Here is a 26,824-nt window from a genome sequence, read left to right on the forward strand (position 1 = left end):
GCCACCCTCACGGGATGGATCAGAGCCTGCACGCCACGGCCACCGCGCAGGAGCAGGTGGTGAGCCGTCGCCAGCTGTTCGCCGCGGGAGTCACACGCGCCACCCTGCGAGCACAGCTCGAGGCCGGTCGGTGGCGGTCGTGGGGACGGCACGCGATCGCCTTGCACTCGGGGCCGCTGCCCCTGCGGGCGGTGTGGTGGCGCGCTGTCATCGAGGCCGGCCCCCGGTCGATGCTCGATGGCGTCTCCGCGCTCCAGGCGGCCGGCCTCACCGGCGTCGACGTCGAGACCGTCCGCGTGTCGGTGCCGCGCGGCGCCCGCACACCGAGGATCGCCGGCGTGACGCTCCGGCAGACCCGTCTGCTCACCCGGCGGGACCTGGCCGGTCCGGGTCTCCCCCGCGTCCGCGCCGAGATCGCGGCGGTACGCGCCGCCCTGTGGGCCCGCTCGGACCGGCAGGCGGCGTTCTTCCTGACCGCGAGCGTCCAGCAGCGACTCTGCCGGGCCGAGGACGTGGCTCGGGCGGCACTGGACATCCGGCGCCACGCGCGCCGCCGGCTGTTGCTCGACGTCTCCACGCAGCTGGTCGACGGCGTGCGTGCGCTCGGCGAGCTCGACTTCGCCCGCCTGTGCCGCGAGCAGGGGCTGCCCGAGCCCACCCGTCAGGCACCGCGCCGGACCGCGCGGGGCTCGGCGTACCTCGACGTCGAGTGGTCCGAGTACGGCGTGGTCGTCGAGGTCGACGGAGTGCAGCACTCCAGCGCACCGGTCATGGTGGACGACGCGTTGCGCCAGAACCACTTGGTGCTGCACCGCTCCACCGTCATCCGCGTGCCGAACCTCGGCCTCCGGGTCGCGCCCCACGAGTTCCTGGCGCAGGTCAGGGAGGCGCTCGTGCGAGGTGGCTGGCGGCCCGCGCCGGACGTCATACGAAGCGGTGGTGCGGGCGACCGATCCGTATGACGCAAGTCCGGCCCCGAGGCGTCATAGGGTGAGGCATGGCCGAACGCGTCGTCATCGTCGGAGCGGGACACAACGGACTGGTGGCGGCGGCGCTGCTCGCCCGGGCGGGTGTCGAGGTGCTGGTGCTGGAGCGGCTCGGGCGCGTCGGCGGTGCCGCCGTCAGCGGCGCGCCGTTCGCCGAGCACGACGCGCGTCTCTCGCGGTTCTCCTACCTCGTGAGCCTGTTCCCCCAGGCTCTGATCGACGACCTCGGCCTCGAGCTGGAGCTGCGGTCGCGCGACACCGCCTCCTTCACGCCCTGGCACCGCGACGGGCGCGACGGCGGCCTGCTCGTGGAGACCCGGCCCGGGGAGGCCACGCGGGCCTCGTTCGCCGAGCTCACCGGCGGCGACGACGAGCTCGAGGCCTGGAACCGGTTCTACGCCGAGATCGGCACGCTCGCCGACGCGATCGCCCCCACGCTGATGCAGCCGCTCCCCCACATCGGGGACCTGCGCGACCGGGTGGAGATGGCGATCTGGACCGACCTCGTCGAGCAGCCGATCGGCACGGCGATCCGGCGTCGCTTCGCCGACGACGTCGTTCGCGGCGTGGTGGCCACAGACGCCCTCATCGGCACCTTCGCCTCCCTCGAGGACCTGTCCCTGGTGCAGAACCGCTGCTTCCTCTACCACCTGATCGGCAACGGCACGGGCGAGTGGCGGGTGCCCGTGGGCGGCATGGGCGCGGTCACCGCAGAGCTGGCCCGGGTGGCCACCGAGGCGGGCGCGACGATCCGGCTCAACTCCGAGGTCGACGGCATCGACGTGAGTGACGTCGACGTGACCGTGTGCGGTGACGGGTTCGTCGAGCGGGCCGACCACGTGCTCTTCGGCGCGGCGCCCTACGTGCTCGAGCGGCTGCTCGGCCACACCCCCACGGCCAAGCCCGCGGGCGCGCAGCTGAAGCTCAACCTGCTGCTGTCCCGCCTCCCGGCGCTCAAGTCCGGTGCCGACCCGGCGGTCGCGTTCGCCGGCACGTTCCACCTCGACGAGTCCTACGACCAGCTGCAGCGGGCGTGGGCGACCGCCGCCTCGGGCGACCTGCCCCCGGCCACGGGCGAGTTCTACTGCCACACCCTGACCGACCGCTCGATCCTCGGGGCCGACCTGCGCGACTCCGACGCGCAGACGCTCACCTATTTCGGCCTGCACACGCCGCCGGGCGTGCTCGACGCGCCCGGCGCGAAGGACGAGGCCGTCGCGCGGGTGCTCGCCGCCCTCGACGCCCACCTGGCCGAGCCGATCGAGCCCCTCATCCTCGGCCTGGAGGCCAAGACCCCCACCGAGATCGAGCACGAGCTGTGGATGCCGGGCGGGCACATCTTCCACGGCGACCTCACGTGGCCGTGGCTCGAGGAGGACGAGCGTCCCCACTCCCCCGCCCAGCGCTGGGGCGTGGCGACCGCGCACCCGCGCGTGCTGCTGTGCGGCAGCGGGACGCGGCGCGGTGGCGCGGTCAGCGGACTGGGCGGCCACAACGCCGCGCAGGCGCTGCTCTCCTAGCGCAGGCGCCCGTCGAGGAAGTCCAGGACGGCGCGGACCCCGCGCTCCTGCCGGTGCAGGGTCAGGGTGCTGTGCCGACGGCCCGGGAACTCGACCGCGGTGAAGTTCTCCCCCAGCTCCTCGTGGAGCACCTCGAAGCGGCGGCCCACCGCGGGATCGTCCTCGAATCGCAGGCCCAGGACGGGACAGCCGGCGTTCACGCGCCCCACGACGGTCTCGCGGTCGGCAGGAGACAGCCCGAGGTCGCGCGAGCGGGCAGGCGTGATCGGGAACGGCGCCGACGGCTGGGCCAGCACGGGCGCGACGACCGCGTCGTCCACCATCATCGCCAGCGCGAATCCGCCCGTGAAGCACATCCCCACCGCGCCGACCCCCGGTCCGCCCACCGAGCCGTGCAGGTCGCTCGCCAGCGCGGCCAGCCAGCGGGTCACCGGCGCGGTCCGGCGCAGTGCCAGCGCGGCGAACTCCTTGCTGACGCACCCCCGCACGAGGGACTTCACGGTGTACCCCGCGGTCATCGGCCGACCCGGCTCGCCGAACAGCTGCGGCATCACCACGGTGAACCCGTGGTCGACGAGCTCCTGCCCGAAGGCGATGACCTCGGGCGTCATCCCGGGGATCTCGTGGATCACCACGACACCCGGCCCGCTGCCCTGGCGCCACGTCTCGTGGGTGATCCCGTCGTGCGTGAACGTGCCCTGGTCCCACCGTGCGAGCGCTGTCATGGCGGAAGCATGGCACTCGATTTCATGTCGCGTGAAGGTATGCGGTAGAGTTGGTGATCGCGCAGCGCGCGAGCACCCCTAGCTCAATTGGCAGAGCAATTGACTCTTAATCAATGGGTTCTCGGTTCGAGTCCGAGGGGGTGTACCAATGTCGAAGGCCCCGGTTCGCCGGGGCCTTTGACGTTGGTGGCTCAGCGCACCTCGAAGCCTTGCGTGCCCTCGGGCTGGAGGTCGGTGACGTCGCGGGAGTCCACCCGGGCGCCGGGCGGCCCCTCCGCCATCCACGCCAGCACCGTGTCCACCGCCGAGGGCGCGCCCTGGAGCTCGGCCTCGACGCTGCCGTCGGCGCGGTTGCGGACCCAACCCGACACGCCTGCGCGTTCGGCCACCACGCGCAGGCTGAAGCGGTAGCCCACGCCCTGGACGGTCCCGCGCACCACGACGCCGACGCGCCTCATGTCAGGTCGAGCCGTACTGCTTGATCGCCCGGCTGATGCTGGTGTGCGAGACGCCGACCTCGTCGGCGATCTCCTGGTAGGACATGCCCGCCTCGATGGCAGTCGCCAGGGCGGCGGCCCACTCGCGCCTCGCGCGGGTGATCGCCTCCTCGTACTCGGCCGAGGCGGCGTCGTACGACTCACGCGCGGCACGGAGTGCCTGCGGCACGGTTTCGTCGTACTCACGACGGTGGCGGAAGGCCATGGGGTCAACCTACGACCCCCGGGGGCCAACCGCACGGGGGATTTCGTGAGTGCACGAACCATTAGTACACTGACGGCATGGCCGCCCCGAATCCGCTGTCCCTCGACGAGCAGGTCTGCTTCGCGCTGTCCGTGGCGTCGCGCACCGTGATCGGCTGCTACCGCGACGTCCTCGAGCCGTTGGGCCTCACGCACCCGCAGTACCTCGTGATGCTTGCGCTGTGGGAGAACGACGGGCTGACGCTGCGCGGCCTGAGCGACGTGCTGCGCCTCGAGCCGGCCACCGTCTCTCCCCTCGTCAAGCGCCTCGAGGCATCCGGCCTCGTCCGCCGCGACCGCCGCGCCGGTGACGACCGCGCCTTCGCCCTCACCGTGACGCCCGAGGGCCGGGCGCTGCGCGAGCGAGCCCTCGCGGTCCCGGCCACGATGCTCGACCGGTTCGACATGGACGTCGCCGAGCTGGAGCAGGTCAACCGGTGGCTGCACGAACTCATCGAGCGGGCCGACCGCGCCCACGAAAGGACCACGGCATGAGCCAGCGCCTCCCCGACGCCTCGGAGGAGTCCCTCAACATCGTCCGACGCCGGATCATGGCGATCACCTGGGTGGTCACGTCGATCCACGGCCTGTTCGGCGCGATCGGCGCCGCCTACGCCCTCGGGGCCGACCGGCGCAGCGACCAGATCATCCTGCTGGTGGTCTCGGTGCCGCTGGCGCTGATCATCTACGGCGTCACCGTGGTGATCCTCGACAAGCCGCCGATCAGCTGGCGCACCACTCCGTGGCTCGTGCTGCTGCTGTCGTTCTGCGTGGCCGGCTTCGTCTGGGTGCTCTGACTCAGCGCTGGAACGCGTCGGGGACGCCGTCGGCGTCGTCGTCGCGCGACTCCTGCTCCTCGACCTCGCGGTAGTGGCGGTTCCTCGCCCGCAGCACCACCGCCGCGAGCGCGGCCGCGACGAGCGAGCCGAGCAGGACGCCGATCTTCACGTACTCCTCGCGGCCCTCGTCGACGAAGGCCAGGTCGCCGATCAGCAGCGAGACGGTGAAGCCGATCCCCGCGAGCATCGCCACCCCGATCACGTCGATCCAGCGGATGCTCGGGTCCAGCTGGGCGCGTGTCGTGGCCGACAGCAGCATGGAGCTGCCGACGATGCCGATCGGCTTGCCGAGCACGAGACCCAGGACGATGCCCCACGTCACCGGCGAGTCGAACGCCCCCGAGAGCACCTCCCCCGACACCGCCACCCCGGCGGCGAAGAAGGCGAACACCGGCACGGCGAACCCCGTGGACACCGGCCGGACGCGGTGCTCCATCCGCTCCGCGACGCTGTGGTGGCCGTGCGCCGGGACGGTGAAGCCGAGCAGCACGCCCGCGACGGTCGCGTGGACGCCCGACTCGTGCATGAGCACCCACGTCACCACGGCAAGCGGGATCAGCAGCCACCACCAGTTCGGCGCGCGGCGGGCGACGACCGCGAAGGCCAGCAGCGGGATGAAGGCCGCGGCGAGCATGGCCAGGTCCAGCTCGGCGGTGTAGAACACCGCGATCACGGTGATCGCCAGGAGGTCGTCGACCACGGCGAGCGTCAGCAGGAAGGTGCGCAGGGCCAGCGGCAGGTACGTGCCCAGCACCGCCAGGACCGCCACCGCGAAGGCGATGTCGGTCGCGGTCGGGATGGCCCAGCCGTGCGTGGTCCCGTGGCCGGCGTTGATCGCCACGAAGATGAGGGCAGGGGCGATCATGCCGCCCACCGCCGCGACGACGGGCAGCATCGCGCGGCGCGGGTCGCGCAGGTCGCCGGCGACGAACTCCCGCTTGAGCTCGAGTCCCACCACGAAGAAGAAGATGGCCAGCAGCCCGTCCGCCGCCCACGCCGAGACCGTGAGGTCCAGGTGCAGGGAGGCCGGACCGATGCGCGTCTCCGCCAGGTCGAAGTACGCATCGGACCACGGCGAGTTCGCCAGGACGAGAGCCGCGACCGCGGCGACCAGCAGGATCGTCCCGCCGACCGTCTCGCGGCGCAGCACGTCGGCGACGCGGGAGGCCTCGGGCCAGCTTCCGCGGGTGAACAGACCAGGTGAGCTCATGGGTTTCCTCGAGGGGTCGGCGGCAGGACGCCGACCAGACTTCCCGGCACACCTGACACCACCCTAACGGGCGCGAGGCACGGGGTCAGGAGTAGATCATGCAGGTGGTGGTGCCGTGGGCGACGAGCTTGCCGTTCTCGTCGAGCACCTTGCCCTCCGCCGTGGCCGTGCTGCGGCCCACGTGGATCACGTTCCCGGTGCCGGTCAGCGTGCGGCCGTCGACGGGGACCGTGCGGATGTAGTTGACCTTGAGCTCGAGCGTGCCGTACCCGACGCCGGCACCGAGCGTCGTGTGGACCGAACACCCCATGACGGAGTCGAGCAGCGTGGCGCACGCACCGCCGTGCAGCGTGCCCAAGGGGTTGGCGGCGGTGGGCAGGGACTGGATCGAGAACGAGGCGGTCCCCTCCTCCAGCGACACGATCCGCATCCCGAACAGGTCGCCGATCACGGCGGGACGCTGGTCGCTCGGCAGCGCGAACGCGAACCGCAGGAACTCCAGGCCGCTCATGCGGGACATGGCGGCGAGCTGGTCATCGGTCAGGCCGGGGGCACTCATGCTGGTCAATGTAGACCGATCGGTCTACTGTGTCCACATGGCCTCCCGCCCCTCCCCTCGCGAGCGGCTCCTCGACGCCACGATCACCTCGCTGCGCCGCCACGGCGTCCAGGGCACCGGCATCGCCGAGCTGCTCCACACGAGCGGCACGGCACGGCAGTCGATCTACCAGCACTTCCCCGGTGGCAAGGCCGAGCTGGTCGCGGCGGCGACGCGGCGGGCCGGCGAGTTCATCGTCCGCTCCGACGAGGCGACCGATCCGCACGCCCATCTCGACCGCCGCATCGACTGGTGGATCCGCCAGCTGCAGCGGCACGACTTCGCGCTGGGCTGCCCCGTCGCGGCCGCCGCACTCGCCGGCAGCGAGTACCCGGAGGTGGTCGAGGCCGCGGCCGAGGCGTTCGCCACGTGGACCAGATCGTTCGCCGACCGCCTGGTCGCGGCCGGTGCCGAGCCGGAGGCCGCGACGGCGTTCGCGCGCTTCCAGATCAGCGCCATCGAGGGTGCCATCCTGACCGCGCGTGCCCTGCGCACCGTGCAGCCCCTCGAGGACCTGCGCACGCACCTGCACCGGTTCGTCGACGACCTGCTGCCACACTGAGCCTGTGTGGGTGGGATGGATCGAGTTCGATCTGCGACTGGGTGACGTGCACTCCCTGAAGGAGAAGCGCGCGATCGTGCGACCCATCGTCAACGAGCTGCGGCGGCGGTTCTCGGTGTCCGCGGCCGAGACGGACTCCTTGGACCTGTACCGCCGCGCCGGGATCGGCGGCTCCCTCGTGTCGATCGACCGGTCCCACGTGGTGGAGGTGCTGGACTCCGTCGAGCGCTGGATGGCCGACCGGCCCGAGGTCGAGATCCTCCAGGCCCACCGCCACCTGGCGAGCAGCGCCGACGACGAGGACGACCAGGGCGAGCTGCCGTTCGGCTGAGCCGCTGCGTTCGCGCAACCCGGTGGGCCTCCCTAGGCTGCATGTGACTCCGATCACCACCTGCAGGGGGCGCGATGAGCACGGCCGAGGAACGACCGACCACCTACCGCACGTTCGACGAGGTGCAGGAGACCTTGAGTCCGGCGGAGCAGCGGTTCGAGCGCATCCGCCGCACCACCGGCCTGTTCGCCGGGCCCGTCCTGGCGATCGTGGTCTACCTCGCGTGCAGCTCGCTCGACGAGCCGGCCCAGCGGCTGGCGGGCGTCCTGGCCTGGGTGGCCGTCTACTGGATCTGCGAGGCCATCCCGATCCCGGTCACGGCCATGCTGGCGATGGCGGCGGTCATCGCGCTGGGGATCGCCCCGGCCGACGACGTCTTCGGCTCCTTCGGCAACAGCACGATCTTCGTCTTCATCGGCGGCTTCATCCTGGCCGAGTCGATGAGCAAGCACGGGCTCGACCGGCGCTTCGCGTTCGGCATCCTGAACCTGCCCGGGATCGCCCGGTCGACGACGCGCATCGTGGTGGCGTTCGGCGTGATCACGGCCGTGCTGAGCGGCTTCGTCTCCAACACCGCCACCGCCGCGATGATGATGCCGATCGCCGCCGGCATCGTCGGATTCATGGCCTCGGCGATGCGCCGCAGCGGTGACGGCGACGTCGACGTGAACCCCCAGCGGCTCCGGTTCGCCACCGCGCTGATGCTCATGGTCGCCTACAGCGCGAGCGTCGGCGGCCTGCTCACCCCGGTGGGCAGCCCGCCCAACCTCATCGGCCGGGCCTACCTGGAGGAGGAGCTGGACATCGTCATCCCGTTCTTCCAGTGGATGCTCCTGGCGTTCCCGCTCGTCTTGGTGATGTTCGCCGTCCTGTGCGTGCTGCTGGTGCGACTCAACAAGCCCGAGCTCAAGCACGTGGAGGGCGTCGAGGGCTACATCACCGAGGAGCGCGAGAAGCTCGGCTCGATGGGCACGGGCGGTCGCAACACCCTCATCGCGTTCGGCGTCGCGGTCACCCTCTGGATCCTGCCGGGCGCGGTCGGCCTGGTCACGGGCGGCGAGTCCGCCACCTACGACTGGCTGCTGGAGCACCTCGACGAGGGCGCCGTGGCGATCTTCGCGGCCTCGCTGCTCTTCCTGCTGCCGCTGAACTGGGAGAAGCGCGAGTTCACCCTGAACTGGAACGACGCGGTCAAGATCGACTGGGGCACGATCATCCTGTTCGGCAGCGGCATCGCCCTCGGCGGGCTGCTGTCGTCCACGGGTCTGGCCGAGACGATGGGCACCTCCCTGGGCGACCTGCTGGGCACCGAGACGCTCGTCGGCATCACGATCCTGGCCACCGTCATCGCCGTGATCATCAGCGAGACGACGAGCAACACCGCCAGCGTCGTGGTGGTCGCGCCGATCGCCGCCCAGCTGGCGCTCGCGGCCGACGTGAACCCGGCGATCCCCGTGCTGGCCGCCATCTTCGGCGCGTCGTTCGGGTTCATGCTGCCGGTGTCGACGCCGCCGAACGCGATCGTCTACGGCACCGGAATGGTCCCGATCACCAAGATGCTGCGCTCGGGCATCGTGTTCGACGTCATCGGCATCGTCATCATCGTCACGGGCGTCACCGTCATGGCGAACCTGCTGGGGATCGGCTGACGCGCTTGCGGATCCCCCACTGGGAGAACACGAACGCGGCCAGGGCGACGGCCATGAGCAGCACCAGCCCGATCGTGTAGCTGTGGTCCTCGGCGTCGTACGTCGCGCCCATCACGAGCGGCGGGAAGAACCCGCCGAGGCCACCGGCGGCGCCGACGATCCCCGTCACGCTGCCGACCCGCTCCGGCGGTGCCAGCTGCGCGACCCACGCGAAGACGGCGCCGGTACCGAGGCCGAGGAAGAGCGCCAGCAGGATGAACGAGGCGCCGGCGGGAATCTCGGGCACGGGCTGCAGGGCCACCACGCCGGCCATCACGACGGTGCCCACCAGCGAGACGCCGGTGACGACCTTCGGGCCGAGCTTGTCCGACAGGGTGCCGCCGAGCGGACGCGCGGCCACGGCAGCCAGCGCGAACCCCGCGGTGCGCGTGCCCGCGGCGGCCAGGTCGAAGTCGTACACGTCCTTCAGGTAGGTCGGCAGGTAGGTCGAGAAGGCGACGAAGCCGCCGAAGGTCACGGCGTAGAGGAACGACATCTGCCACGTGATCGGCAGCTTCAGGGCAGCGACCAGCTTGGGCGCGACCGGGTCGCTGTTGGCGGTCCAGGCTGGCGAGTCGCGCATCATCACCCACGACAGCACCGCCACCGCGACCAGCGCCGCCGCGATCAGCACGTGCGTGAGCCCGTAGCCGAACCACTCCACCATCCGCGGGGTGAAGAACGACGAGAGCGCCGTGCCGCCCATGCCCGCTCCGAAGACGCCGGTGGCGAAGCCTCGTCGCGGCTTGTCGAACCATGCGTTGACGAACGGGATGCCCACCGCGAACGTCGTGCCCGCGATGCCGAGGAAGAACCCGAACACCAGCAGGAGGGGGTACGACCCCCGGTCGCCGGCGAAGGCGACGAGCAGCACGAAGGGAGCCGACACGATCATCAGGACGGGGAACATGATCCGGCCGCCGAAGCGGTCGGTCATCGCTCCGGCGAGGATGCGCCCGAGCGAGCCGACCAGGACGGGCGTCGCCACCAACAGCGACTTCTCGTTGGCGGTGAGGTCGAGCTGCTCGGCGTAGCGCACGCCCAGCGGCCCGATGACGTTCCACGCCCAGAAGCTGATCGTGAAAGCGAGGGTGGCCAGGGCCAGGTTCCTCCCCCGGCCGGCCTCGAGCTGGTGCTGCTGATCGCTCATCGTGATCTCCTTCCGCGTGCGTTGTCGCGTGTGCCGACGGGGTCCCATCCGGCCCGCGGGGCGCGGGCCCCGGCGCTGCGTCCCACGTCGCGACTGCGGTAGACGATGTAGGGACGGAACAGGTAGTGCAGGGGCGCCGTGAAGGCGTGGACCAGCCGGGTGAACGGCCAGATCGTGAACAGCAGCATCCCGACCAGGACGTGGATGTGGAACTGGTACGGCGCCGCCGCCATCGCGTCGACGTTCGGCTGGAGGGCGAAGATCGACCGGAACCACGGCGAGACCGTCTCGCGGTAGTCGTGCGCGTCGTGCCCGGCGCCGACCGACACGAGGGTGGTCCACAGTCCCAGCACGATGGCGGAGACGAGCACGACGTACATGACCTTGTCGTTCGTCGTCGTGGCCATGAAGACGGGACCGGTGGTGCGACGGCGGTAGATCAGCAGCACGATGCCCGCGAGGGTCGCGATCCCCGCGATCGCACCGAAGAACAGGGCGTTGAAGTGGTAGAGGTCCTGCGAGACGCCGAGCGCCTCCGTCCAGCTCTTGGGGATCACGAGGCCGCCGAAGTGCCCGATCGCGACCATGAGGATGCCGAAGTGGAACAGCGGGGAGCCGATCCGCAGCAGCCGCGACTCGTAGAGCTGCGACGAGCGCGTCGTCCACCCGAACTTGTCGTAGCGGTAGCGCCAGATCGTGCCGCCGACGAGGACGGCCAGCATGACGTAGGGCAGCACGCCCCAGAGCAGGACGTCCATCAGCGCGCTCCTTCCGCCAGCGGCAGCAGCCGCGGGTCGTACGGCTCCAGTCCCACCGACTCGACCGGCTGCACCGGACCGGCCAGCGCCATCGCCTCGGTCCTCGTGCGCGGCGACGCACCCGGCAGGGTGGCGCACACGGCGCGCACCGCTCCGGCCCACGGCGACGCGTCGTCCTCGAGCTCGATGCGCAGCAGCTCCAGGCTCGCGCGGTACTTCTGCAGCAGCGCGGTGCCCGTCTCGGGGTCGACGACGGCCGCGAACTCCAGGACCACCGGCAGGTGGTCGGGCAGCTCGCCGTCCAGGCGGACCACCTGGCCGCTGTCGCGGTAGACCTGCTTGAACGCGGCCAGCACCTCGCCGCGGCGCCGCGTGTCGCCCTCGGTCCAGTAGGACAGGTGCAGCGCGTGCCGCCGGGTCAGGTCGAACGTCTCGACGTAGTCGTGTCGCAGCTGCTCCGCCGGGACCTGCGCGAGCGCCTCGACGACGGCGAGCAGCTCGCGCACCGCCTCGGTCGGCCGGCGCTGCTCGCGCAGGGCGTCGGCGAGTCCGGGGAGCGCCTCGACCACGTCGTCGTGCGGGTAGGACAGCACCCACGAGGCGACCTGGTGGACGATGCGCGCGCTCACGCGTCCGCGCCCCGGTCGGGGAACATCCCGGCGGGCGTGCCGTTGCCGTCCCAGTTCAGCAGGTTGACCCGGCCGCGCAGCTGGTCGTCGCTGGCCAGCGAGTCGCCCTCCTGGCGGTTCTTGAGCGCGTGGAAGGTCTCGACCGCGACCGGCACGGGCCCGCCGCTGGCCTCGCCGAACGGACCCGAGCCGCCCATCCCGGGGCCCTCGTCGAAGTCGAGCGAGCAGCCGAGCTCCTCGAGGTCGTGCGCCTGCTCGGCGTGCGCCTTCGGGATGACGTAGCGCTCCTCGTACTTCGCGATGGCCATCAGCCGGTACATCTCGTACATCGACTCCTCGGTCATCCCGACGGCCTCGGGGATCGACGCGTCGCCCTCGCGGCCCAGGCTGACGTCGCGCATGTACGACCGCATCGCCGCGAGCTTGTTGAGCACCTCGGTGATGACCTGGGTGTCGCCGGCGGTGAAGAGCTCGGCGAGGTACTCCACCGGGATCCTCAGCGCGTCGATCGCGCCGAACAGCGTCGCGGGCGCCTCCGCGTCGTGGCCCTGCTCGCGCAGCAGGTCGACGATCGGCGACAGCGGCGGGACGTACCAGACCATCGGCATCGTGCGGTACTCCGGATGCAGCGGCAGCGCGACCCGGTACTTCTTGGCCAGCGCGTAGACCGGCGACCGGCGGGCGGCGGCGATCCAGTCGTCGGGGATGCCCTGCTCGCGGGCGGCGCGCGCCACCTCGGGATCGTCCGGGTCGAGCATGAGGTCGAGCTGCGCCTCGTACAGGTCCTGCGGATCGGGGGTCGACGCCGCGTCCGTCACGGCGTCGGCGTCGTACAGGAACAGCCCGAGGTAGCGCAGCCGGCCCACGCACGTCTCGGCGCACACGGTCGGCAGGCCGACCTCGATCCGCGGGTAGCAGAAGGTGCACTTCTCGGCCTTGCCGGACTTGTGGTTGAAGTAGATCTTCTTGTACGGACATCCGGTGATGCACTGGCGCCAGCCGCGGCAGCGGTCCTGGTCCACCAGGACGATGCCGTCCTCCTCGCGCTTGTAGATCGCACCCGACGGGCACGACGCCATGCACGACGGGTTGAGGCAGTGCTCGCAGATGCGCGGCAGGTAGAACATGAAGGTCTGCTCGAACTCGAACGTGATCCGGTCCTCGCTCTCGCGGCGGACCTTCTCCACGATCGGGTCGAGGTGCCCCAGCTCGCTCGTGCCGCCGAGGTTGTCGTCCCAGTTCGCCGACCACGAGATCTTGGTGTCCTCGCCCGTGATGAGCGACTTCGGCCGGGCCACGGGGAAGTCGTCGCCGAGCGGTGCGTCGATGAGCGTGGAGTAGTCGTACGTCCACGGCTCGTAGTAGTCGCTCAGCTCGGGCTGGACGGGGCTGGCGAAGATGCCGAACAGCTTCTTCAGGCGTCCGCCGGCCTTGAGCACGAGGTTGCCGCGGCCGTTCAGCTCCCAGCCGCCCTTCCACTGCTCCTGGTCCTCGTAGCGGCGCGGATAGCCCTGTCCGGGCCGCGTCTCCACGTTGTTGAACCACACGTACTCGGTGCCCGCGCGATTCGTCCACGCCTGCTTGCACGTGACGGAGCACGTGTGGCAGCCGATGCACTTGTCGAGGTTCATCACCATGCCCATCTGGGCCATGACACGCATCAGTACGTCACCTCCTGCGAACGGCGACGGATCGTCGCGATGATGTCCCGCTGGTTGCCGGTGGGACCGAGGTAGTTGAACGCGTAGGACAGCTGCGCGTAGCCGCCGATGAGGTGCGTCGGCTTGACCAACACCCGGGTCACGCTGTTGTGGATGCCGCCGCGCCGGCCCGAGAACTCCGACTTCGGCACGTCGATCGTGCGCTCCTGGGCGTGGTGGACGAAGGTCACGCCCTCGGGGAGGCGGTGCGTCACGATCGCCCGGCACACGAACACGCCGTTCGGGTTCGAGCACTCGATCCAGTCGTTGTCGCTGACCCCGATCGCGGCGGCGTCCTCCCGGCTCAGCCACGCGGTCGGACCACCGCGCGAGAGCGACAGCATCAGCAGGTTGTCCTGGTACTCCGAGTGGATCGACCACTTCGAGTGCGGCGTCAGGTAGCGCACCGTGATCTCGCGCTCGCCGTTGTCGCCCAGGCGCGGCCCGCCGAACAGCCGGCTCATGTCCAGGGGTGGCCGGTAGATCGGCATCGCCTCGCCGAGGTCGCGCATCCAGTCGTGGTCGAGGAAGAAGTGCATCCGCCCGGTGAGCGTGTGCCACGGCTTGAGCCGCTCGACGTTGACCGTGAACGGCGCGTACCGCCGTCCGCCGGTCTCGGATCCCGACCACTCCGGGGAGGTGATGACGGGCACGGGTGCCGCCTGCGTCTGGGCGAACGTGATCCGCTTCTCCTCCGAGCCCTCGGCGAGGTCGGCGAGCCGTTTGCCGACCCGCTTCTCCAGCGTGTGGAAGCCCTGGGTGGCCAGCTCGCCGTTCGTCGTGCCCGACAGCGTCAGGATCGCCTCGGCCATCTTGGAGTCCGTGTCGATCGCGGGGCGGCCCGCGGCGGGACCCGAGTCGAACACGCCGCCGGACCTCGCGAGGATGTCGAGCGCCTTCGACAGGTCGAACGTGACGTTCTTGACGCCGAAGCCCAGCCGGTCGGCGAGGGGGCCGATCGCCTTGAGCTTGTCGGCCACCGCCGTGTAGTCGCGCTCGATGACGTGCAGCGCCGGCATCGTGCGGCCCGGGATGGGCTCGACGTCGCCGCGCTTCCAGTCCAGCACCACGCCGCCGGGCTGCGAGGTCTCGCCCGGGGTGTCGTGCTGCATCGGGACGGCGACGATGTCCTTGCGGACGCCCAGATGCGTTCTCGCGAGCTCGGAGAACTTGCGGGCGACGTGGTGGAAGAGGTCGAAGTCCGTCCTGGACTCCCACGGCGGGTCGATCGCCGGCGTGAAGGCGTGCACGAACGGGTGCATGTCCGTCGAGGACAGGTCGTGCTTCTCGTACCAGGTGGCGGCCGGGAAGACGACGTCCGAGAGCAGGGTGGTCGACGTCATGCGGAAGTCCGCGGAGACGAGCAGGTCGAGCTTGCCCTCGGGCGCCTGCTCGCGCCAGACCACGTCCTTGGGGCGCACGGCCGGCTCCCCGTCGACGGCCACGGCGTTCGAGTGCGTGCCGAGCAGGTGCTTGAGGAAGTACTCGTTGCCCTTCGCGGAGGAGCCGAACAGGTTCGACCGCCACAGCATGAGGGTGCGCGGCCAGTTCTCGGGCGCGTCGACGTCCTCGATCGCGAACCTCAGCGTTCCGTCCTTGAGCCGCTGCACCACGTAGTCGTTGACGTCCGTGGCGGTGCCCGCATCCACCGCCGCCTGCGCCTCGTCCGCGAGATCGAGCGGGTTGCGGTCGAACTGCGGGTAGAAGGGCATCCAGCCCATCCGCGCCGACTGGGCGATCGTGTCGGCGGTGTGCATGCCGGAGAGGTGACCCTCGGCCAGCGGCGACGCGAGCGCGTCGGCGCGGTAGCCGTCGGTGCGCCACTGGTCGGTGTGCATGTACCAGTACGAGGTACCCGTCATGGTGCGCGGCGGGCGGCTCCAGTCGAGGTTGTTGGCCAACGAGATCCAGCCCGTGATCGGACGGCACTTCTCCTGGCCGACGTAGTGGGCCCAGCCGCCGCCGTTGCGGCCCATGCAGCCCGTCAGCAGCAGCATTGACAGGATCGCCCGGTACGTGGCGTCGGCGTGGAACCACTGGCACACACCTGCGCCCAGGATGATCATCGAGCGGCCGCCGGACTCCTCCGCGTTCGTGGCGAACTCGCGCGCGATGCGCAGGCACGCCTCGGCCGGGACGCTCGTGATCTCGGCCTGCCAGGCGGGCGTGTACGGGGACTCGGCGTCCTCGTAGCCGGCCGGCCACTCGCCCGGCAGGTCGGGGCGGCCCACCCCGTGCTGCGCCAGCATGAGGTCGAACACGGTGGTGACGAGCCGGTCGCCGATGCGGGTGACCGGCACGCCGCGACGCAGCACCTCCCCGTCGCCGTTGAGCCCCGCGAACGAGGGCAGCAGCACCTCGGCGGCGTCAGGCTCGAGCTTCGCGTCGCGCAGCGACAGCGCCGGGGTCACGCCCTCGAGGTCGAGATTCCAGTTGCCCTCCCCCGACTCGGAGTAGCGGTCGCCCAGCGTGCCGTTCGGGACCACCGGCTCGCCCGTGGCGGCGTCGATCAGGACCGTCTTCCAGGCGCCCTCGGGCGCCTCGTCGCCGAGGTCCCGCGCGGTGAGGAACTTGCCCGGCACGAGTCCGCCGTGCTCCTCGTTCGGCGTGAGCGTGATGAGGAACGGCAGGTCGGTGTACTGCCGGACGTAGTCGACGAAGAACGGCACCCGGCGCTCGACGAAGAACTCCTTGAGGATGACGTGGGTCATCGCCATCGCGAGGGCGCCGTCGGTGCCGGCCTGCGCGGGCAGCCACTCGTCGGCGAACTTCGTGTTGTCGGCGAAGTCGGGACTGATCGTGACGACCTTGGTGCCGCGGTAGCGGACCTCGGCCATCCAGTGCGCGTCCGGCGTGCGGGTCACGGGGACGTTCGAGCCCCACATCATCAGGTACGTCGAGTCCCACCAGTCGCCCGACTCGGGTACGTCGGTCTGGTCGCCGAACACCTGGGGGCTCGCCACGGGGAGGTCGGCGTACCAGTCGTAGAACGACGTCATCGCGCCACCGAGCAGGTGCGTGAAGCGGGCGCCCACGGCGTGCGACACCATCGACATCGCCGGGATGGGGCTGAAGGTCGCGATCCGGTCGGGACCGTGCTCCTTGATCGTGTGCACCTGCGCGGCGGCGACCATCTCGACGGCTTCGGTCCAGTTCGTGCGGACGAAGCCACCCTTGCCGCGCGCCTGCTGGTAGCGGCGCCGGCGCTCGGGGTCGCCGACCACGTCGGCCCACGCCAGCACCGGATCGCCGAGGCGCTCCTTGGCCTCGCGGTACATCTCGAGCAGCACGCCGCGGGAGTACGGGTAGCGCACGCGGGTCGGCGAGTAGGTGTACCAAGAGAAGGCAGCGCCCCGAGGGCAGCCGCGCGGCTCGTACTCGGGGCGATCGGGTCCGACGGAGGGGTAGTCGGTCTGCTGGGCCTCCCACGTGATGATCCCGTCCTTGACGTAGATCTTCCAGGAGCACGAGCCCGTGCAGTTCACGCCGTGGGTGGACCTCACGACCTTGTCGTGGCTCCAGCGGTCGCGGTAGAAGACGTCGCCGCGACGACCACCCTCGCGGAACACCGCCCTGCCGTCGTCCGTCTCGTCCCATCGCGTGAAGAACCGGCCGGTTCGCAGCAGTGCAGCGCTTGCGGGGCCATCGGGAGGCTTCGCCATGATCCCAACCAAGTCTCTCGGGTGGGTCACACGCAACCCTGGTGTCACCTGGGGCACGATGAGGCCATGTCCCGGTTCCACGCGATCGTCCTGGCCGGCGGGCGTTCGAGCCGGCTGGGCGGGATCGACAAGGTCCTGGTCCCGGTGGCCGGGACGCCGTTGCTGGGGCGGGCCATCGACGCCGTCGCGGACGCAGCGGGCGTGGTGGTCGTGGGTCCGCGACGCGAGCTGGAGTTCGGCCGCGAGGTCGTCTGGGTGCGGGAGGACCCGCCGTTCGCGGGTCCCGCCCATGCGGTGGCCGCCGGACTGGCCGCACTGGCGCCCGGCGAGGGCGACGAGGTGCTCGTCCTCGCGGCCGACCACGTCCGGCCCGACCTGCTCGTGGCTGCGCTGCGCGACGGCACCGGCAACCGGGTGGCCGTCGACCCCTCGGGGCGCCGCCAGTGGGCGGCGTGCCGGGTCGTCGCCGGCGACCTGGCCGCGGCGGTCGCGTCGCTGCCCACCGAGGGCCTCTCCCTGCGATCCTTGATCGGCCGGCTGGACCCCGTCGACGTCCCCGTCAGCACCGAGGCCGGCGCCGACGTCGACACCCCCGACGACCTGGAGGAGTACGCCGATGACGACCGATGAGACCCTCGCGCGCTGGTGGCAGGCCCTGACGACCGAGCTGGGCATCGCGCCCGACGCCGATCCCGAGGCCCTGCTGGACCTCGCCGGCACGGCGGCGCACTCGGTCGTACGACCCGCCGCGCCGCTGACCACGTTCCTGGTCGGCTACGCCGCCGGCTTGGCCGATGCCGACCGGGACGGGCTCACCGACCTGATCGCCCGCGCCGAGCGCGCCGCGGAGGACTTCGCGTGACCCACCCCTCCTGGGACGAGGCCCGCGAGATCGCGCAGGCCTCGATCGGTCAGGGCGAGGTGATCGAGCTCCTCGTCACGGAGGCGCTGGGCACCACGGCCGCCGAGGACCTGTGCGCTCTGGGCCCGGTCCCCCACGCGACCACCTCGGCGATGGACGGGTGGGCCGTGGCGGGCCGCGGGCCCTGGCGCCTCGACCCGGCCGACGGAGCCCTCGCGTCCGGCAGCGCCCGGCCGATCGTCACCGGAGGCGTTCCCCCGGAGGGTGCCGAGGCCGTGCTGCCCTCCGAGCTGGGCCGGGTCGAGGGCGACCTGCTCCACGGCGACGCTCCCCCGCCCGGCCGGCACCTGCGACCCGCGGGCGAGGAGGCCGCGCTCGGCGACGTGATCGTTCCGGCCGGGTCGGCACTGACTCCGGCGAGGCTCGCTGTACTGGCCGCCACGGGCCACGACCACGTGGGGATCCGCCGTGCCCCGCTCGTGCACCTGCTGGTCACGGGCGACGAGCTGGTCGGGTCGGGCCTCCCCCAGCCGGGTCAGGTGCGCGACGTCATGACGCCCATGCTGCCCCCGCTGCTCGCCGCGCTGGGCGCCAAGACCTCACACCACGATCACGTCCACGACGAGGCGACCGCCGTGGCCCGGACTGCGCGGTCGAGCGACGCGGACCTCCTGGTCAGCGCGGGCGGGACGGGTCACTCCTCGGCCGACCCGATCGAGGGCGCGTGGTCGGCACTCGGCGCCGAGGTGCACTTCCGCGGCGTCGACGTGCGTCCGGGGCACCCCGTCTCGCTGGCGGTCCTGCCCGACGGGCGCCCCTGGCTCGCCCTGCCCGGCAATCCCCTGGCCGCGGCGCTGACGGCGCTCTCGTTCGTACCGGCACTCGTCGCCGGATTCACGGGTGGTGCCCTCCGTGAGCCCGCGGTCGCCGTCGCCGGGGCGGCGTTCGAGGGCCGGGCCGGCACCACCCTCGTCCCTGCCGTGCACACCCCGGACGGGGTCGTCCCCGCCGGGACCAGCCGACCGCACATGCTGCGTGGACTGGCCGAGGCCGACGTCGTAGCCGTCGTGCCCCGCTCGGGGATCGCACCCGGCGACCGGCTGGACGTGCTGCCCCGCGTGTGGTGAGTACCGTCGGAGGCGTGGAAGCGACGATCTATCACCATCCCCGCTGCACGACCTCGCGCAAGACGCTCGACCGGCTCCGCGAGGCCGGAATCGAGCCGACGGTCGTGAAGTACGTGGACGTGGGCTGGACCGAGCAGCAGCTGCGCGACCTGTTCGCCGCCGCCGGGCTCACCCCGGCCCAGGCCGTCCGCAGGCGCGACCCGCACTACGCCGAGCTCGGCCTCGCCGACGCCACCGACGACCAGATTCTCGCCGCGATGGTCGAGCACCCGGTGCTCGTGGAGCGGCCCTTCGTCGTCACCGAGAAGGGCACCCGACTGGCCCGACCGATCGAGTCGATCGACGAGATCCTCTGACCCTCAGGCGGCGAGGGGTCGATAGCGGTGGTTGCGCTGCCATTGGTTCTTGATGCGGAATTCGGGTGTGCCGTCGTCGGTGCTGAACCTGATCGCGATGTGGGCCTCGTGGACGCGGTGATGGTGGTGTGAGCAGAGCAGGACCCCGGTCTCGAGGTTGGTCTCGCCGTGCTGGCTCCACGGGATCGCGTGGTGGGCTTCGGTCCAGCCCGGTGGTCGGTCGCACTGGGGGAACGCGCAGCCTTGGTCGCGTTGGGCGAGGGCGATGCGTTGGGCTGCGGTGTGGTGGCGCTTCGCCCGTCCTTCGTCGAGGACCTGGCTCGACCCGTTCATCACGACGGGGAGGATCCCGGCGCCGCATGCGAGCTTGCGAAGTTGGTTGGCCGACACCGGGGTGCCGAACTCGGTGACCCCGGCGCGGTCGGTCTCGCCGCGCAGGGTCTTCTCGTCGACGGTGACGACCAGAGTGGCGGCGACGCCGCCGTGGTTGCCGTAGCCCTCGCGCGGCAGGTGGCGCACGATCTCGGCGAACGCGTCACCGGCCTTCTCGCGCGGCTCGAGGTTCGACTCCTCAGGTGACGTCTCGGTGAGCGCACGCCGACGAGGACTGGTCTTGGACTCCACCACCGCGCGCAACATGTCCGCAGTGACCGCATCCGTCTTCCCGCCGAACGGGACGAGTCCGGTGGTCTCGTCGGGACATCCGATCCAGAACTCCCGCAGCTGGCGCTGGCCCGACTCGTCGCGAGTGAGGCCAGCGTTCTCGATCCGGTCGGCGCGGTCGACGTCGACCACCTCGACCGCCCGGCGCGCCTTGCGACGTAACTGCTCGGCGGTCATCACCTGCGCCGCGGCGACCATGTCGGCCTCCACGGTGTCGCGCTGCTCGATCGTGAGCCCGGTCGGCAACGTGTCGAGCGCGTCGGTCACGATCGCGGCCTTCGCCGTCGACATGCCCGGCTTCGCCATCGCTTCCTTCACCCGCGGCGCGGCCTCGATCCGGTTCGCCAAGCGAATCTCTCTCGCGGCGTCGCGCCGGGTCACACCGGACTCCATGGCGACCAGCGCCGTCAGACTCGGCGCATCGGTGGCGCGGTGGGCGTCCTTCTGGTCGGCAGCGGCCACCAGCGCGAGGTTCAGCGCGTCGGCCTCGCGACGCAGCGCCTGCACCGCGGCGACCTCCGCCGCGAGCTGCTCGGGGCCGAGTGAACCCAGGTCGCGCGAGCGCGCGTCGGCCAGGAACCGCTGCCCCGACCTGAGCCCACTGACGACGTCCACGCATCCCCCGATCCGCCTTCGAACTGATGTACCAAGACTAGTCCATTGGGCCCAACAAAGCAAGCATCGTCACCCTCGGATTCCGGACCCGTCGCGCCGCCTCTCACCTGGCGCGCCATACTGGCCCCGACCCTGACTCCCACGGAAGTGAGTTCCCGTGCGCAATCCCCGTGCCTTCCTGCGTCCGCTCGCCGTCGGCGCCCCGAAGCCCAGCTCCGACGTCCCGTTCCGCCCGAGCCGGATGATCCACTTCTTCGACCCGAGCAACGAGAAGATGGCCGCGAAGGTGCCGGACATCGCGAAGAAGGTCGACATCATCCTCGGCAACCTCGAGGACGCGGTGAAGACCGAGAAGAAGGAAGCGGCGCGCCAGGGCCTCGTCGACATCGCGAAGGCGACCGACTTCGGCGACACGCAACTGTGGACCCGCGTGAACAGCCTCGACTCCCCGTGGGTCCTCGACGACATCATCACGCTGGTCACCGAGATCGGCGACAAGCTCGACGTCATCATGGTGCCGAAGGTCGAGGGCGCCCAGGACATCCACTACGTCGATCGCCTGCTGGCCCAGCTCGAGGCCCGCGCCGGCCTCGACCGCCAGATCCTCGTGCACGCCATCCTCGAGACCGCCGAGGGCGTCGCCAACGTCGAGGAGATCGCCGCGGCGAGCCCGCGCATGCAGGGCATCAGCCTCGGCCCGGCCGACCTGGCCGCCAGCCGTCGCATGAAGACCACCCGCGTCGGCGGCGGGCACCCCGGCTACATCGTGCGCCAGGACCCCACCGGCGAGGACCTCACCGTCGGCCGCACCACGTACCAGCAGGACCTGTGGCACTACACGATCGCGCGCATGGTCGACGCCTGCGCGATGAACGACATCCTCCCGTTCTACGGCCCGTTCGGTGACATCAAGGACGTCGTCGCGTGCGAGGACCAGTTCCGCAACGCCTTCCTGCTCGGCTGCGTCGGTGCGTGGAGCCTGCACCCCGTGCAGATCGACATCGCCAAGAAGGTCTTCTCCCCCAGCCCCGAGGACGTCGCGCACGCCAAGCGCGTCGTCGAGGCGATGGGCGACGGCTCCGGCGCGGTGATGATCGACGGGAAGATGGAGGACGACGCCTCCTGCAAGCAGTGCCTCGTCATGCTCGACCTGGCCAAGTCCCTGGCCGAGCGCGATGCCGACCTGGCTGCGGCCTACGACCTCTGAGGAGCCTGAGATGACGCAGATCCGCCCCCGCCGTTCCGTCCTCTACATGCCCGGCGCCAACGAGCGCGCGCTCGAGAAGGCCAAGACGATCGACGCCGACGCGCTGATCCTCGACCTCGAGGACTCGGTGTCGCCCGACGCGAAGGACACCGGGCGCGCCAACGTGTGCGCCGCCGTGACCTCCGCCGAGTACGGCCACCGCGAGCTCGCCATCCGGGTGAACTCGATCGGAACCCAGTGGCACGATGACGACATCGCCGCGGCCGCCCAGGCCGGACCGGACGCGATCCTCGTGCCGAAGGTCGAGTCGGCCCAGCAGGTGCGCGACCTGGTGGCCGCCATCGAGGCCGCGGGCGCCCCGGAGTCCACGCAGCTGTGGGCCATGATCGAGACGCCGAAGGCACTGCTGCACGCCGAGGAGATCGCCGCCGCGCACGAGCGACTCACGGTGATCGTCATGGGCACGAACGACATCGTCAACGAGACGTACGGCCTGCACGTGCCCGGCCGCAACGCCGTGGTCCTGACGTCGCTCGCGTGGACCCTGCTGGCCGTCCGCGCCGCGGGCAAGGTCGTCATCGACGGCGTCTACAACGACGTCAAGGACCCCGAGGGGTTCGCCGCCGAGGCGCGCCAGGGCCGCGAGATGGGCTTCGACGGCAAGACGCTCATCCACCCCTCGCAGGTCGAGCCGGCCAACGAGGCGTTCGCCCCCAGCGCGGCCGACGTCGAGCGTGCCGAGGGCATGATCGCCGCGTTCGACGAGGCCGCCGCCGAGAACAAGGGCGTGGCCACGTACAACGGCAAGATGATCGAGGAGCTGCACATCCGCGACGCGAAGCGGATCCTGGCTTACGCCGAGGCCCTGCAGGGCCGCTGAACGACGATCGAGTAGCCGACGAGCTGGCGAGGCGGCGTATCGAGATCACGTGACGTGGTTTCGATACGCCGCTCGCTGCGCTCGCCAGCTACTCGACCAGCGATGTCACCGGTTGGCGCGAATGCCCCACACCTGGCTGTAGACAGCCGACGCATGGCGCTCGGCGCGACGGCGCTGCTTCATCCTTTCCAGGACCACGATTCGATCAAGGTCGGCGCGCGGTCGTGGCTGACTCTTGAACTCGAACAACGACATGGAGGTCACCTCCTCTCCCGTGGTCGCCTCCGCGTGGACGGTCCCGGGGTTCGGGACTGTGGTCGGGGCAGTGGTGTTCGCGGGCATGAGGTGGGTGAGAGTCGTGGTCATGACGCGCCTCCTTTCTGATTCGTGGGATGGGTGGGCAAAAGAAGAGCCGCTCCGGACGAGCGTCCGAAGCGGCTGGTGATACGTGTCGAAAAGGATCGACTAGGTCAGCAACACGACGGAGCGACGCCCGGGGGCGTTCGTGAGCGCGAAGAACTTGGTCATCGGGACTCACCTCCTGGTGTGTGCTGTGTCACTTCGATCGAAGCGACTCATCGAAGATAGTGGAGTCAGTCGTCCTCTGTCGAGGGTTCTTCGGCGTGTTTCTCGGAATCTTCCTCCGGGTCCGGTAGTCCGAGTCGTCGCCGCAGCTCCTCGAGCAGGTGTCGCGGCTCCATCAGTCCACGTCCAGGAGGTCGTCGAGAGCGGCGCGCGGCACTCCCCCGGCCATCAGCAGATCGGCCGCCAGCGACCGCACCTGGGCGGCGATCGAGGCGGTGTTGACCGTGAGCCGGTCGCCCATCGCGTGCATGGCCAGGTCGGAGGCGTGGACCAGACGCTCGTTCGCTCGCTCCAGGTCCACGGCCGAGGCGAACTCGTCGGCGTAGATCCGCACGGCGGTCACCAAGGTCTCCACGGACTCCGTGAGCCGCTCGGGCGCCTGCTCCCCGTGGCGCAGCATCGAGGCGACGCGGCGAGCCAGCACCCGCGCGTCGCGCAGCGCGTTGTCCAGGTCGTTGACGCTTCCGGCGTAGCGCGCGACATCGGCGCGCTGGTTCCAGCGCAGGGGCGCGAGCCGGGCGATCTCGCTGACGTTCGTGGCCGTGGCCTGCAGGGACTCGATGACGGGTTGGGTCTCCCGGGCCTCGGTGAGTGCCTTCTCCGCGACCGAGACGTCGTGGGTTCGCATGGCGTCGCCGACATGCGTCAGCACCTCGGCCAGCCCGGCCAGCAGCTTCTGGAGGCTCTCGTCGATGTCGCGACGGGTGTTGCGCGGCAGGAGCAGCATCACGACGAACCCGCACAGCCCGCCGATGAGCGCGTCGGTGAACCGGGTGACCGCAGGGTTGGCGGTCCCCGCGAGCGGCACGACGGCCGCCAGGAGCACCCCCGAGTTGATCGCCTGGGTCAACGCCATCCCCGTCAGGTTGAACAGCATCGCCACGATCGCGGTCAGCGAGGCGATGAGCGCCATCTGCCAGGCACCGCGGCCGATGGCCAGGATGAGGAGCTCGCCGACCAGCACGCCGAAGGCCACCCCGAGCACGAGCTCGAAGACGACCCGCTGGCGACGGCCCGCACCGGCCATCATCGCGATGACCGCCGCGATCGGCGCGAAGAAGGCCTGCGAGTGACCGAACGCGTAGGTGGCGATGGCGTAGGAGGCGCCGGTGGCGACCGCGAGCCGCAGCAGGAGGCGCCAGCTGCGGCGGACCCGCTCGAGGCGGTCGCGGACCGAGACGTCGGAGTGGGGCAGGCGCAACCGGCGGAACGGGAGCCGGTCGCTGGTGGTCACAGGTACAGGCCGGTCTGGCCCTCGTCGATGCGCTCGGACGCGACGGCGTGCAGGTCGCGCTCGCGCAGCAGGACGAAGCTCTCGCCGCGCACCTCGACCTCGGCACGGTCCTCCGGGTCGAACAGCACGCGGTCGCCCACCTCGACCGCGCGGACCTGCGACCCGACGGCCTCGACCCGAGCCCAGCCCAGCCGGCGGCCCATCGCCGCCGTGGCGGGGATGACGATGCCACCGGACGAGCGGCGGTCGCCCGCCTCCGTGTCGAGCGCGACCAGGAGTCGGTCGTGCAGCATGCGGATCGGGAGCTTGGCGTCCATCACTTCAGGAGTCGACGCAGCACCGCGAAGCCGGCGATCGTGCCGACCGTGCCGACGACCACCGGGACGATGTGCTCGTACCGCGGGCCGGTCTGCTCGTCGACGAAGTACTCCTTGATGCGCTGCACCTGTCGCTTGGCGACGTTGGCGGGCTTGACACGGTCGACGAGCTCGTCGATGTTGCCGCTCAAGCGCGTCAGCAGCACCTCCAGCTCGTCGACGATCACGTCGGGGGACGTCTGGGCGGGTTCCGCATGTCCTCGTGCCACGGGAGTCCTCTCGATCGGTGCGGGATGCCTTGTCAGGATAGTGCCCATGACGACCCGACTGCAGCCCGGCGATCCGGCACCCGACTTCACCCTCCCCACCGACGACGGGAGGACCGTGACCCTCTCCGATCTGCGTGGGCGTCGCGTGATCGTCTACTTCTACCCCGCCGCCATGACGCCGGGGTGCACGAAGCAGGCCTGCGACTTCAGCGACTCCCTCGACCGCCTGCAGGCCGAGGGGTTCGACGTGCTGGGCATCAGCCCCGACCAGCCCGAGAAGCTGGCGAAGTTCCGCGAGCGCGACGGCCTGGGCATCACGCTGCTGTCCGACCCGGACAAGCAGGTGCTCGGTGCGTACGGGGCCTTCGGCGAGAAGAAGCTCTACGGCAAGGTCGTCGAGGGCGTCATCCGCTCGACCTTCGTGATCGACGCCGAGGGCCGCGTCGAGGTGGCGCAGTACAACGTCAAGGCCACGGGGCACGTGGCGAAGCTGCGGCGCGACCTGGGGCTCGACGCCGCCTGAGGCGTCGCCCGCCCCGGCCCTACGCTGGGGCCAGTTGCCGGTGTGGCGGAATGGTAGACGCGCCAGGTTTAGGTCCTGGTGTCCTCACGGGCGTGCAGGTTCAAGTCCTGTCACCGGCACCGAGCTCAGCCCATCGGTTCGAGCACGAACACCGGGATCTTCCGGTCGGTCTTCTTCTGGTACTCGGCGTAGTCGGGCCACACGGCCACGGAGCGCTCCCACCAGGTCTCGTACTCGTCCCCGTCGAGCTCGCGGGCGCGGTAGTCCTTCTTCTCGGCGCCGTCCTGCAGCTCGACGTGCGAGTTCCCCTTGATGTTCCAGTACCAGTTCGGCTGCTCGGGGTGTCCGCCCTTGGAGGCGACGACCGCGTAGTCGCCGTCGTGCTCGACCCGCATCAGCGCGGTCTTGCGGAGCTTGCCCGACTTCGCACCGACACTCGTGAGCACGATGATCGGCACCCCCTTGAGCGTGTTGGCCTCGCGGCCGTCCGTCGCCTCGAAGGTCTCGGCCTGCTTGCGCGCCCACTCGGACGTGCTCGGTTCGTATTCTCCAGTCAGTGGCATGAGGCCAGTCTGCCCGCGTGAGGCCCGCCGCGCGACACCCTGACCAGTTTTCTTGATCAATTCAAGAAAACTCACTAGGGTGGAGCCATGACCCTCTCCCCCGCTCCCGAGCAGTCGCTGCGCGACGCCGGACTGCGGGTCACGCGTCAGCGCACGGCGGTCCTCGAGGCCGTGGCGGCCAACCCGCACGCGGAGACCTCGACGATCATCGAGCACGCCCGCCTGTCGATCCCCGAGCTCTCGCACCAGGCCGTCTACGACGCGCTGAAGGCGCTGACCGACGCCGGCCTCGTGCGGTGCATCGAGCCGGCCGGCTCCGTGGCCCGCTACGAGTCCCGCACGGGCGACAACCACCACCACCTCGTGTGCCGGTCCTGCGGCCGGATCGTCGACATCGACTGCACGATCGGTGCGGCCCCGTGCCTCACTCCCGCCGAGGACCACGGCTTCGTGATCGACGAGGCCGAGGTCGTCTTCTGGGGCCTGTGCCCCTCCTGCTCCTCCACAAACGCCTGAAGAACCCCG

Annotated in this window: 31 protein-coding genes and 2 tRNA genes; 17 read left to right on the forward strand and 16 right to left on the reverse strand. The window is 70.7% G+C overall.

Going from position 1 to position 26,824, the window contains the following annotated elements; all coding sequences use genetic code 11:
• Positions 1–14: 14 nt before the first annotated feature.
• Both ACY1JX_RS05745 and ACY1JX_RS05750 read left to right on the forward strand, forming a co-directional pair.
• A complete protein-coding gene (locus ACY1JX_RS05745; protein WP_462565509.1) occupies positions 15–962 on the forward strand; it encodes a hypothetical protein in 948 nt (315 codons plus the stop codon).
• Between the two features lie 35 nt (positions 963–997).
• Entirely contained in the window at positions 998–2,506 is a 1,509-nt protein-coding gene (locus ACY1JX_RS05750) for a phytoene desaturase family protein (protein ID WP_462565510.1), read from the forward strand.
• Here ACY1JX_RS05750 and ACY1JX_RS05755 read toward each other — a convergent pair.
• Entirely contained in the window at positions 2,503–3,231 is a 729-nt protein-coding gene (locus ACY1JX_RS05755; protein WP_462565511.1) for a dienelactone hydrolase family protein, read from the reverse strand. The genes ACY1JX_RS05750 and ACY1JX_RS05755 overlap by 4 nt on opposite strands.
• Positions 3,232–3,303: 72 nt before the next feature.
• Between ACY1JX_RS05755 and ACY1JX_RS05760 the strand changes: the two genes are divergently transcribed.
• Positions 3,304–3,379 (forward strand) — tRNA-Lys (locus ACY1JX_RS05760).
• Positions 3,380–3,422: 43 nt separating this feature from the next.
• Here the strand turns inward: ACY1JX_RS05760 and ACY1JX_RS05765 are convergent.
• Both ACY1JX_RS05765 and ACY1JX_RS05770 read right to left on the reverse strand, forming a co-directional pair.
• On the reverse strand, positions 3,423–3,689 hold the full coding sequence (locus ACY1JX_RS05765; RefSeq protein WP_181755147.1) for an acylphosphatase: 267 nt from the start codon (positions 3,687–3,689) through the stop codon (positions 3,423–3,425).
• A gap of 1 nt (position 3,690) precedes the next feature.
• Positions 3,691–3,933, reverse strand: coding sequence for a helix-turn-helix domain-containing protein (locus tag ACY1JX_RS05770; RefSeq protein WP_181755146.1), 243 nt, complete (start codon positions 3,931–3,933; stop codon positions 3,691–3,693).
• A gap of 77 nt (positions 3,934–4,010) precedes the next feature.
• On the opposite strand from ACY1JX_RS05770, the gene ACY1JX_RS05775 reads away from it, so the two are divergent.
• Together ACY1JX_RS05775 and ACY1JX_RS05780 are read left to right on the forward strand one after the other, a co-directional pair.
• Positions 4,011–4,466 carry a MarR family winged helix-turn-helix transcriptional regulator gene (locus ACY1JX_RS05775; protein WP_181755145.1) on the forward strand — a complete coding sequence of 152 codons (456 nt, stop codon included), beginning with the start codon at positions 4,011–4,013 and terminating at the stop codon, positions 4,464–4,466.
• Positions 4,463–4,768, forward strand: coding sequence for a hypothetical protein (locus tag ACY1JX_RS05780; protein ID WP_286929507.1), 306 nt, complete (start codon positions 4,463–4,465; stop codon positions 4,766–4,768). The genes ACY1JX_RS05775 and ACY1JX_RS05780 overlap by 4 nt, the downstream gene beginning before the upstream one ends.
• Before the next feature lies 1 nt (position 4,769).
• Here the strand turns inward: ACY1JX_RS05780 and nhaA are convergent, their stop codons facing one another.
• Both nhaA and ACY1JX_RS05790 read right to left on the reverse strand, forming a co-directional pair.
• The gene (gene nhaA, locus ACY1JX_RS05785; protein ID WP_462565512.1) at positions 4,770–6,020 is read right to left on the reverse strand and encodes a Na+/H+ antiporter NhaA; all 1,251 of its coding nucleotides are present in this window, start codon (positions 6,018–6,020) and stop codon (positions 4,770–4,772) included.
• An 85-nt stretch (positions 6,021–6,105) separates the two neighbouring features.
• Complete coding sequence (locus tag ACY1JX_RS05790) at positions 6,106–6,579, reverse strand: PaaI family thioesterase (RefSeq protein WP_462565513.1); 474 nt, start codon at positions 6,577–6,579, stop codon at positions 6,106–6,108.
• Between the two features lie 37 nt (positions 6,580–6,616).
• Between ACY1JX_RS05790 and ACY1JX_RS05795 the strand changes: the two genes are divergently transcribed.
• From ACY1JX_RS05795 to ACY1JX_RS05805, 3 genes are all read left to right on the forward strand, one after another.
• On the forward strand, positions 6,617–7,180 hold the full coding sequence (locus tag ACY1JX_RS05795; protein WP_286929505.1) for a TetR/AcrR family transcriptional regulator: 564 nt from the start codon (positions 6,617–6,619) through the stop codon (positions 7,178–7,180).
• A 10-nt stretch (positions 7,181–7,190) separates the two neighbouring features.
• Positions 7,191–7,511 (forward strand): DUF503 domain-containing protein, encoded by a 321-nt coding sequence (locus ACY1JX_RS05800; protein ID WP_286929504.1) that lies wholly within the window; start codon positions 7,191–7,193, stop codon positions 7,509–7,511.
• A gap of 74 nt (positions 7,512–7,585) precedes the next feature.
• Positions 7,586–9,160 (forward strand): SLC13 family permease, encoded by a 1,575-nt coding sequence (locus ACY1JX_RS05805; RefSeq protein ID WP_462565514.1) that lies wholly within the window; start codon positions 7,586–7,588, stop codon positions 9,158–9,160.
• On the opposite strand, the gene ACY1JX_RS05810 is transcribed toward ACY1JX_RS05805, so the two are convergent.
• The 5 genes from ACY1JX_RS05810 to ACY1JX_RS05830 are packed head-to-tail and all read right to left on the reverse strand — an operon-like array spanning position 9,132 to position 17,098.
• Complete coding sequence (locus ACY1JX_RS05810; RefSeq protein WP_286929503.1) at positions 9,132–10,349, reverse strand: MFS transporter; 1,218 nt, start codon at positions 10,347–10,349, stop codon at positions 9,132–9,134. The genes ACY1JX_RS05805 and ACY1JX_RS05810 overlap by 29 nt on opposite strands.
• A complete protein-coding gene (narI, locus tag ACY1JX_RS05815) occupies positions 10,346–11,107 on the reverse strand; it encodes a respiratory nitrate reductase subunit gamma (protein ID WP_181755120.1) in 762 nt (253 codons plus the stop codon). The genes ACY1JX_RS05810 and narI overlap by 4 nt, the downstream gene beginning before the upstream one ends.
• Positions 11,107–11,736 carry a nitrate reductase molybdenum cofactor assembly chaperone gene (gene narJ, locus ACY1JX_RS05820; protein ID WP_286929502.1) on the reverse strand — a complete coding sequence of 210 codons (630 nt, stop codon included), beginning with the start codon at positions 11,734–11,736 and terminating at the stop codon, positions 11,107–11,109. Before narJ ends, narI begins: the two co-directional genes overlap by 1 nt.
• On the reverse strand, positions 11,733–13,397 hold the full coding sequence (gene narH, locus ACY1JX_RS05825; protein WP_286929501.1) for a nitrate reductase subunit beta: 1,665 nt from the start codon (positions 13,395–13,397) through the stop codon (positions 11,733–11,735). The genes narJ and narH overlap by 4 nt, the downstream gene beginning before the upstream one ends.
• Positions 13,397–17,098 (reverse strand): nitrate reductase subunit alpha, encoded by a 3,702-nt coding sequence (locus tag ACY1JX_RS05830; protein ID WP_462565515.1) that lies wholly within the window; start codon positions 17,096–17,098, stop codon positions 13,397–13,399. Before ACY1JX_RS05830 ends, narH begins: the two co-directional genes overlap by 1 nt.
• Positions 17,099–17,164: 66 nt before the next feature.
• Here ACY1JX_RS05830 and mobA point away from each other — a divergent pair, with 66 nt between their 5' ends.
• The 4 genes from mobA to arsC are packed head-to-tail and all read left to right on the forward strand — an operon-like array spanning position 17,165 to position 19,443.
• Positions 17,165–17,728 (forward strand): molybdenum cofactor guanylyltransferase, encoded by a 564-nt coding sequence (gene mobA / locus ACY1JX_RS05835; RefSeq protein ID WP_462565516.1) that lies wholly within the window; start codon positions 17,165–17,167, stop codon positions 17,726–17,728.
• Positions 17,715–17,960 (forward strand): DUF6457 domain-containing protein, encoded by a 246-nt coding sequence (locus tag ACY1JX_RS05840; protein WP_462565517.1) that lies wholly within the window; start codon positions 17,715–17,717, stop codon positions 17,958–17,960. Before mobA ends, ACY1JX_RS05840 begins: the two co-directional genes overlap by 14 nt.
• Positions 17,957–19,087, forward strand: a complete 1,131-nt coding sequence (locus tag ACY1JX_RS05845) for a molybdopterin molybdotransferase MoeA (RefSeq protein WP_462565518.1) — start codon at positions 17,957–17,959, stop codon at positions 19,085–19,087. The genes ACY1JX_RS05840 and ACY1JX_RS05845 overlap by 4 nt, the downstream gene beginning before the upstream one ends.
• A gap of 14 nt (positions 19,088–19,101) precedes the next feature.
• Positions 19,102–19,443: an arsenate reductase (glutaredoxin) gene (gene arsC / locus ACY1JX_RS05850; RefSeq protein WP_462565519.1), complete on the forward strand. Its 342-nt coding sequence runs from the start codon at positions 19,102–19,104 to the stop codon at positions 19,441–19,443.
• Between the two features lie 3 nt (positions 19,444–19,446).
• Here the strand turns inward: arsC and ACY1JX_RS05855 are convergent, their stop codons facing one another.
• Positions 19,447–20,721, reverse strand: coding sequence for an HNH endonuclease signature motif containing protein (locus tag ACY1JX_RS05855; protein ID WP_462565520.1), 1,275 nt, complete (start codon positions 20,719–20,721; stop codon positions 19,447–19,449).
• 157 nt (positions 20,722–20,878) lie between these two features.
• Between ACY1JX_RS05855 and ACY1JX_RS05860 the strand changes: the two genes are divergently transcribed.
• Both ACY1JX_RS05860 and ACY1JX_RS05865 read left to right on the forward strand, forming a co-directional pair.
• Positions 20,879–21,928, forward strand: coding sequence for an HpcH/HpaI aldolase/citrate lyase family protein (locus ACY1JX_RS05860; RefSeq protein ID WP_181755102.1), 1,050 nt, complete (start codon positions 20,879–20,881; stop codon positions 21,926–21,928).
• 10 nt (positions 21,929–21,938) lie between these two features.
• Positions 21,939–22,808 (forward strand): HpcH/HpaI aldolase/citrate lyase family protein, encoded by an 870-nt coding sequence (locus ACY1JX_RS05865; protein WP_462565521.1) that lies wholly within the window; start codon positions 21,939–21,941, stop codon positions 22,806–22,808.
• 105 nt (positions 22,809–22,913) lie between these two features.
• On the opposite strand, the gene ACY1JX_RS05870 is transcribed toward ACY1JX_RS05865, so the two are convergent.
• From ACY1JX_RS05870 to ACY1JX_RS05885, 4 genes are all read right to left on the reverse strand, one after another.
• Positions 22,914–23,063, reverse strand: a complete 150-nt coding sequence (locus ACY1JX_RS05870) for a hypothetical protein (RefSeq protein ID WP_286929494.1) — start codon at positions 23,061–23,063, stop codon at positions 22,914–22,916.
• 445 nt (positions 23,064–23,508) lie between these two features.
• Positions 23,509–24,627 (reverse strand): FUSC family protein, encoded by a 1,119-nt coding sequence (locus ACY1JX_RS05875; RefSeq protein WP_462565522.1) that lies wholly within the window; start codon positions 24,625–24,627, stop codon positions 23,509–23,511.
• Positions 24,624–24,944 carry a GroES family chaperonin gene (locus ACY1JX_RS05880; RefSeq protein WP_181755094.1) on the reverse strand — a complete coding sequence of 107 codons (321 nt, stop codon included), beginning with the start codon at positions 24,942–24,944 and terminating at the stop codon, positions 24,624–24,626. Before ACY1JX_RS05880 ends, ACY1JX_RS05875 begins: the two co-directional genes overlap by 4 nt.
• Entirely contained in the window at positions 24,944–25,213 is a 270-nt protein-coding gene (locus ACY1JX_RS05885) for a DUF3618 domain-containing protein (RefSeq protein ID WP_181755092.1), read from the reverse strand. The genes ACY1JX_RS05880 and ACY1JX_RS05885 overlap by 1 nt, the downstream gene beginning before the upstream one ends.
• 46 nt (positions 25,214–25,259) lie before the next feature.
• Here ACY1JX_RS05885 and bcp point away from each other — a divergent pair, with 46 nt between their 5' ends.
• Together bcp and ACY1JX_RS05895 are read left to right on the forward strand one after the other, a co-directional pair.
• Entirely contained in the window at positions 25,260–25,736 is a 477-nt protein-coding gene (gene bcp / locus ACY1JX_RS05890; RefSeq protein WP_181755090.1) for a thioredoxin-dependent thiol peroxidase, read from the forward strand.
• 36 nt (positions 25,737–25,772) lie between these two features.
• A tRNA-Leu gene (locus tag ACY1JX_RS05895) sits at positions 25,773–25,855 on the forward strand.
• 6 nt (positions 25,856–25,861) lie between these two features.
• On the opposite strand, the gene ACY1JX_RS05900 is transcribed toward ACY1JX_RS05895, so the two are convergent.
• Positions 25,862–26,299 carry a nitroreductase family deazaflavin-dependent oxidoreductase gene (locus ACY1JX_RS05900; RefSeq protein WP_181755076.1) on the reverse strand — a complete coding sequence of 146 codons (438 nt, stop codon included), beginning with the start codon at positions 26,297–26,299 and terminating at the stop codon, positions 25,862–25,864.
• Between the two features lie 87 nt (positions 26,300–26,386).
• On the opposite strand from ACY1JX_RS05900, the gene ACY1JX_RS05905 reads away from it, so the two are divergent.
• Positions 26,387–26,815, forward strand: a complete 429-nt coding sequence (locus ACY1JX_RS05905; RefSeq protein WP_462565523.1) for a Fur family transcriptional regulator — start codon at positions 26,387–26,389, stop codon at positions 26,813–26,815.
• The last annotated feature ends 9 nt before the right edge of the window (positions 26,816–26,824 follow it).

It is taken from the genome of Aeromicrobium sp. JP4 (assembly GCF_054957925.1).